General features: G+C 50.8%; 7 protein-coding genes. 5 read left to right on the forward strand and 2 right to left on the reverse strand.

Going from position 1 to position 6,996, the window contains the following annotated elements; all coding sequences use genetic code 11:
• The first annotated feature begins 224 nt into the window (after positions 1-224).
• The 5 genes from hemC to B3Z23_RS04085 all read left to right on the forward strand — a co-directional run bounded on the left by hemC (position 225) and on the right by B3Z23_RS04085 (position 5,384).
• On the forward strand, positions 225-1,169 hold the full coding sequence (gene hemC / locus B3Z23_RS04065) for a hydroxymethylbilane synthase (RefSeq protein ID WP_294901828.1): 945 nt from the start codon (positions 225-227) through the stop codon (positions 1,167-1,169).
• Positions 1,166-1,906: a uroporphyrinogen-III synthase gene (gene hemD, locus B3Z23_RS04070; RefSeq protein ID WP_294901830.1), complete on the forward strand. Its 741-nt coding sequence runs from the start codon at positions 1,166-1,168 to the stop codon at positions 1,904-1,906. Before hemC ends, hemD begins: the two co-directional genes overlap by 4 nt.
• A gap of 25 nt (positions 1,907-1,931) precedes the next feature.
• Positions 1,932-3,074 (forward strand): uroporphyrinogen-III C-methyltransferase, encoded by a 1,143-nt coding sequence (gene hemX / locus B3Z23_RS04075; RefSeq protein WP_294901832.1) that lies wholly within the window; start codon positions 1,932-1,934, stop codon positions 3,072-3,074.
• Positions 3,075-3,076: 2 nt separating this feature from the next.
• Entirely contained in the window at positions 3,077-4,273 is a 1,197-nt protein-coding gene (gene hemY / locus B3Z23_RS04080; protein ID WP_294901834.1) for a protoheme IX biogenesis protein HemY, read from the forward strand.
• Between the two features lie 571 nt (positions 4,274-4,844).
• Positions 4,845-5,384, forward strand: coding sequence for an NADPH-dependent FMN reductase (locus tag B3Z23_RS04085; protein ID WP_294901836.1), 540 nt, complete (start codon positions 4,845-4,847; stop codon positions 5,382-5,384).
• Positions 5,385-5,391: 7 nt separating this feature from the next.
• Here the strand turns inward: B3Z23_RS04085 and B3Z23_RS04090 are convergent, their stop codons facing one another.
• Both B3Z23_RS04090 and B3Z23_RS04095 read right to left on the reverse strand, forming a co-directional pair.
• Positions 5,392-6,195 (reverse strand): nucleotidyltransferase domain-containing protein, encoded by an 804-nt coding sequence (locus tag B3Z23_RS04090; RefSeq protein ID WP_294901838.1) that lies wholly within the window; start codon positions 6,193-6,195, stop codon positions 5,392-5,394.
• 132 nt (positions 6,196-6,327) lie between these two features.
• On the reverse strand, positions 6,328-6,699 hold the full coding sequence (locus B3Z23_RS04095) for a tRNA-binding protein (RefSeq protein WP_294901840.1): 372 nt from the start codon (positions 6,697-6,699) through the stop codon (positions 6,328-6,330).
• Between the last annotated feature and the right edge of the window lie 297 nt (positions 6,700-6,996).

The following is a 6,996-nucleotide window of genomic DNA, read 5'->3' on the forward strand; positions in this document are numbered from 1 at the left end:
CAGGGAGATGCGGGCGGTTAGCCTCTCTTCCTGTACTGGCTAAACACAATGACTCCGGCGATTATTTTATCACCTTTCAAACTGAAATCTTAATATTCGGTGCGGAGAACCCCTCTGCATAAGGAGCAATCCCATAAACGTCGCATGGATTTCATCGCCGAAGCCTGCCACATTTGCTGTTTAAATGATAGGATGATTAACAAACGATTAAAACGGTTAAACACATGTCTGATAAAATTATCCGCATCGCCACCCGACAAAGCCCACTTGCTCTCTGGCAGGCGCATTATGTTCAGGAACAATTAATGTCAGCCCATCCCGGGGTACAGGTTGAACTGGTCCCGATGGTGACTAAAGGTGATGTACTGCTGGATACTCCGCTGTCAAAAGTGGGCGGCAAGGGATTGTTTGTCAAAGAGCTGGAACTGGCCATGCTGGAAAATCGAGCCGATCTTGCTGTGCATTCAATGAAAGATGTGCCGGTGGCCTTCCCTGAAGGGCTGGGCCTGGTGACTATTTGCCAGCGGGCCGATCCCCTGGATGCATTTGTTTCCGGGAAATACGCGTCCCTGGACGAATTGCCGGAAGGTGCTGTTGTAGGAACATCCAGCCTGCGCCGGCAGTGTCAGATTAGCGCCCGTCGCCCTGACCTGGTCATTCGTTCGTTACGGGGGAATGTCGGAACCCGCCTCTCCAAACTCGATGCCGGTGAATATGATGCCATTATCCTGGCCGCCGCCGGATTGAAGCGCCTGGGCCTGGAATCCCGTATCCGTAGCACCCTTCCTGCCGAAGTGTCGCTGCCTGCCGTTGGTCAGGGAGCTGTCGGTATCGAATGCCGTACCGATGATACGGCACTGATAGCCCTGTTACAGGCACTGAATCATCACGATACCGAGAGCTGTGTCCGGGCTGAACGCGCAATGAATACTCGTCTGGAGGGCGGTTGTCAGGTACCAATTGGCAGTTACGCATTACTGCAGGCGGATGACCAGTTATGGTTGCGTGGCCTGGTGGGCACACCGGATGGTTCGCAAATGATCAGTGCTGAACGCCGCGGTCATCGCGATCAGGCCGAGCAACTGGGTATTGCCCTGGCAGAAGAACTTCTGGAAAAAGGTGCCGGCGACATTCTGCGCGAAGTCTATCAGGGGCAGCCTCCGGTATGACCATTCTGGTCACCAGGCCGGAGCCCTCAGCGTCAGAGCTGGTTGCCAGACTACGCCAGACAGGCAAACATGCCTGGAGTTTTCCGCTGATTGAATATACGCCAGGTAAAGACCTGGCGTCACTGCCTCAGCGCCTGTCAGCTTTGCAACCCAAAGATATGGTATTTGCCGTATCACATCAGGCAGTCCATTTTGCGATTCCGGCATTGATGCAAACCAATACTGCATGGCCGGCCAGTGTCGACTATTATGCTATAGGGCGCCGGACAGCATTAGATTTACATATGGCTTGTCAGCAAACTGTGAACTACCCTGAAGACTGTGCCACCAGTGAAACATTGCTTAATCTGCCTTCGCTCAAAGATGTGAGTGGTAAACAGATATTAATATTACGTGGTAATGGTGGCCGGGAACTATTGGCCGAAACATTACAGCAACGTGGTGCCCGCGTAGAATTATGTGAGTGTTATCAGCGCATTCCCTGTCAGTATCAGGGTGCAGAACAGGCGGTTCGCTGGCGCAGGCAAGGTATTACAACCCTGGTCGTGACCAGTGGCGAAATGCTAAAACTTTTATATTCGCTGTTTCCGGCAATTGACCGCAGGGAATGGCTATTGCACTGCCGGCTGGTTGTCGTCAGTGAACGTTTAGCTACTCTGGCCAGTGAATTAGGCTGGCATTCAGTGACAGTAGCTGATGGTGCGGATAACGATGCGTTGTTACGTGCGTTACACTGAACTTACTAAAATGGGATGAGCCAACATGACGGAACACAAAGACCCCTCCGCCATACCTGAAGTGACTCCGCCGGAGGAGCAACTGACTCCCGGCACGGAGGATAAAACTTCAACAGCAAGGAATAGCGGAACCCCTTTAGCCATTGTGGCCATTATCATTGCTCTGGCGACCGGAGCCGGAAGCTATTGGTATATTAAGCAGCAACAGAGTGCTGATGCGCAGTCGCTGTCGGCACTGAACGACAAACTGAATACATTACAGCAGCAGTCCGGGAATGCTCAGCAACAGCTGACAGAACAGCTGTCGGCTGCCAACCAGGCGCTGCAGGATGCGAAATTGCGGCAGGAAACGACCAGCAAAGCACTGGATACCCTGCAGGAAAAAGTAACTGCGCTCACCGGTAACGACAGCAACAACTGGCTGATCGCTCAGGCTGATTACCTGGTAAAACTGGCCGGGCGTAAACTGTGGAGCGATCAGGATGCCACCACTGCGGCGGCATTGCTGAAAAGCGCCGATGGCAGCCTGGCAGAGATGAATGACCCCAGTGTACTGAATGTCCGGCGGGCACTGACTCAGGATATCAGTTCGTTAGCTGCCGTCAGTCAGGTGGACTACGATGGTATTATTCTGCAGCTCAACCAGCTGGCTAACGGTGTCGATAATCTGCGTCTGGCAGATAATGAAGACCACAGCAATCCGATGGATGAGGACAGCAATGAACTCTCCGGATCTCTGGCCCACTGGCGCGAAAACCTGGTAAAAAGTTGGCATGACTTCATGGATAACTTTATTACTATCCGTCGTCGTGATAAAACCGCACAGCCACTTCTGGCCCCGAATCAGGATATTTATCTGCGGGAAAATATTCGTTCTTCATTGCTGATTGCCGCGCAGGCCGTCCCCCGCCATCAGCAGGAAATTTATAAACAATCACTGGAATCCGTCTCCACCTGGGTACGTTCATGGTATGACGCCAGTGACCCAGCCACCAAAGCCTTTCTGGCACAGATTGATACTCTGGAACAGCAAACCATTGCCATGGATGTCCCGGATTCTCTCTCCAGCCAGCCATTGCTGGATAAGCTAATGCAAACCCGGGTGCGGGGTCTGCTCAGTCAGCCGTCACCAGCCCCTGAGCCGGCCTCCGGCAAGCAGGGAGGCTGATAATGCTAAAAGTCCTGATTGTTTTTTTGCTACTGCTCGCAGGAATCGTTCTGGGCCCTATGCTCGCTGGCCATCAGGGATATGTCCTGATTCAGACTGATAACTGGAATATTGAAACCAGCGTTACCGGGCTTGTGATCATTCTGATTGTCGCATTGCTGGTGATCCTGGCCGTCGAATGGTTACTGCGCAGGGTGCTGCGTACGGGAATCCGAACCCGTGGCTGGTTCAGTGGTCGTAAACGTCGCCGTGCACAGCGCCATACACGTGATGCGCTGATCAAACTGGCGGAAGGTGATCATAAACAGGTTGAGAAACTGCTGTCCCGTGATGCTGATCATGCAACAGACCCGCTGGCGAATTATCTGCTGGCCGCCGAAGCAGCTCAGCAACGAGGTGATGAGGTCAGAGCTAACCAGCATCTGGAACGTGCAGCCGAAGTGAGCACCGATAACCAGATTCCGGTAGAAATTACCCGTGCCCGTATCCTGTTGGCCCGCCATGAAGATCATGCAGCCCGACACTGCCTCGACCGGCTGCTGGAGGTCGCACCGCGCCATCCTGAAGTCCTGCGTCTGGCTGAACAGGCTTATCTCAATACCGGAGCCTGGCGGGCATTACTGGATATTCTGCCATCCATGGAGAAGGTACAAACCGGTAACGAACAGCATTTACAGGATTTACGTGAGCGGGCCTGGCTTGGCATGATGAATCAGGCAATGGCAGAACAAGGCAGCGAAGGGCTTAAACAGTGGTGGAAGAACCAGAGTCGTAAGACACGCCAGGATATTTCCTTGCAGGTGGCGATGGCAAACCATCTGATCGAGTGTAATGATCCAATGATGGCCCAGGAAATTGTGCTAACCGGACTGAAGCGTCAGTATGACGAACGCCTGATTCTGCTACTGCCCAGGATTAACAGTCCGCAGCCTGAGCCTCTGGAAAAAGCGTTACGCCAGCAGATTAAACAACATGGTGCCACCCCGTTGCTGAACAGTACCCTGGGACAGATGCTGATGCGTCAGGCTAAATGGCAGGAGGCTGCCGATGCTTTCTCCCTGGCCCTGAAACAGCGTCCTGATGGTTTTGACTATGCCTGGCTGGCCGATTGTTATGACAAAATTGGCCGCCCGGAAGAAGCCGCCCGCATGCGACGTGAAGGCCTGTTGTTAACACTGAAACAAAATCCGGAACAGTAGTAACTCTTACAAAAGGAAGCGCCTTTGACAGGCGCTTTTTTTTGGCAAAAAAAACACCTGCAACCAGGCAGGTGTAAAATCAGGTCGACAGACAACAGCTGATACCAGACTCAACGTAATATCTGAAGCTCTCATCAATAATTTGTGAGATGGCAGATAACAGGTATCGGTAAAGGGCTCTGCATCATTCCAGGGATTATGTTGCCAGCGGCAGACATAAAAAAACAGAATGAGCATCTACAGCTTTACTATTGCATGATCAGTGCCAGAACATCTTTAAAAAAAATAAAAATATATATCTCACTGAATTTAATGATATAAATAAATATTCACCGCAAAGCAAATCATATTCAGAAGCCAAAACTATCGAAGAATCGTCACCCCCTGGCGACAACCTCCCCTCCTTATTTGAATAGCTTATAAGTTTCAAAAGGATAAATGTCTTCATCCAGCGACAATCCGCTATGAAAACTGTGCCTTTACAGCGACAGTTGTCGATTAGTATGCTGTGGGCTGACTTTCCTTCGGGCCCGCGCGGTGAGCTGGAGCCCTGTTTTGCAGAGACTACTGCATGTTTAAAGTTATCGGTATTTCCGGAAGTTTACGTAAAAGTTCATTAAACAGCCTTTTCCTGCGTGCTATGGCCTTGATCTGTCCACAAGATATCTGTTTTGAAATCAGTTCATTGCCAGGAAAACTTCCGTTGTTTAATCCTGATCTGGAAGATACCCCACCAGAAATAGTCACCCGGTGGCGACAGGAATTACGGCAGGCAGATTTATTTTTAATCGTCAGCCCTGAATACGCACATGGGATCAGCGGGGCGTTCAAAAACTCCCTCGACTGGCTGGTGAGCAGTGGAGAATTCCTCGACAAACCCGTTGCCCTGCCAAACCTCTCGCCGCGTACTGACCTTGCGCAGGGACATTTACGGGAAATTATCACCGTGATGGGGGGAGTGCTTTCTGAGACCTGTAGTCCTTCGGCATCACTGGATTGCCGTTATGTATTACCTGATATCACAGAACAGCAGTTAATCGACCATCCACAGATCAGCCCACGGTTACAGCAGCTATGGCTGAATATTTCCGGAGTGCTGCACTCTGCCTGAGGATATTTTAGAGAGCATGGTTTTCTGTATCTGAACTACGGGGTATCCTGCCTGCGGACTCCTGTTGCAGCCGACGGGCGAATGCCAGAATGGTTTCACAGTCCTGGCAGATATCTCCGTCAAAGACGGTACAGAGATCCAGTAACGTCAGGGTAGCTACGGAGTGTTGTGGATAGCGGGTCATAAACTTTTCTGCATGTTGCTGCAGAGTATCCGGCCAGTCAGTATCTTCAGGACCGCGCAGAATACTGGTCGCCCGAATGGCTTTTCTGGCCGCAGCTCTCAGCCATTGCCTCTGCCGGGCAGGATCATCCGTTTCCCGGATCTGGCTTGCCAGTCTGTGTATGACAGCCATAAAGTCACCGTTCACCGCCAGAGCAATGGCTGGTGAAGGCCGAAACAGCCCGAAATGCAGACTTAAATCGTCACCGTATACGCAGACACAGTGATGTTTCAGCCAATATCCCCAGCTAAGACGGTTTTCAAATTTCAGTACCTCTACCAGTACACCGCAATCAAAATCGATTTTACTCACCTCTGGATGAGTACTTTCCAGAATGACCTGAAGAGCCTCAAGCTGCTGCAACGCGGCTGCATCCGGCTGAGTTGTGAAAATCACCGTTAAGTCGAGATCTGACCGCCCTGGCAATGCTTTTCCCTGCGCAACGCTGCCATAAACATAGAGACTATGGATAAGCGTTGGGAATTGACTTTTTAACCGGCTAACCACATCAGCCACTGTTGTAGTAAACACTGGCTGTATTCTGCCTGGCGGCGGAATACTGATAAATCCATTGAGATCCACGGACATAATCGCTCCGTCATTTCATTACTTATCGGTATTTCAGATCCTGAATATATACGGTAATACCCACGGTGCCTGACACGGCAGATAACAAACGCTGACTTAACGGAGAAGTCCCCGATATAAGAGGCTTATCATTCAGAAAAGCCTGCTTCCGTCAGGGACATCTTTATCAGGTGCAAACAACACCACTTCGCCTTCTGCATCAGGAAATCCTAAGGTCAGCACCTCGGACATAAACTTGCCTATCTGCCGTGGTGGAAAATTAACCACCGCAGCTACACGTCGGCCAGCCAGATCCTGTAACTGATAATGTTTTGTGATTTGTGCACTCGAGCGCCTTACCCCGACCCCGGGACCAAAATCGATAGTCAGTTTGTAGGCCGGTTTACGCGCTTCGGGAAAGGCTTCAGCAGAAAGGATAGTGCCGATGCGAATATCCACCGCTAAAAACTGGCTAAAGTCTGTGGTATCGGCAGGCGGAGCATCGTGCGGGTGATTCAGGTGCATAACTATATCATCCTGTTATCTGGTGGATAAAAACCTTGCCAGCCCTCATTAGCAGGCCGAAACCCGGGACCGTAATAGTGTTGAGAATAATGACTACAACCCTGTTCACTGGCAGTGGTTTTGCTGATATTTGGTATTCACACTTATAACAAGAATAGTTTCAAAAAACACCTGCTTACGCGGTTTCAGGTGGTATCTGAATATTTTGTTTTTTTCTGATGGCTAACTCTATGGGTTCAGTCCAAAAAGCGGGTTTCTTCAAAATTGGATGGCGGGAGAGGATGATGCCCCTGCGGG

This window comes from Tatumella sp. UBA2305 (assembly GCF_002345795.1).
Lineage (GTDB): Bacteria > Pseudomonadota > Gammaproteobacteria > Enterobacterales > Enterobacteriaceae > Tatumella > Tatumella morbirosei.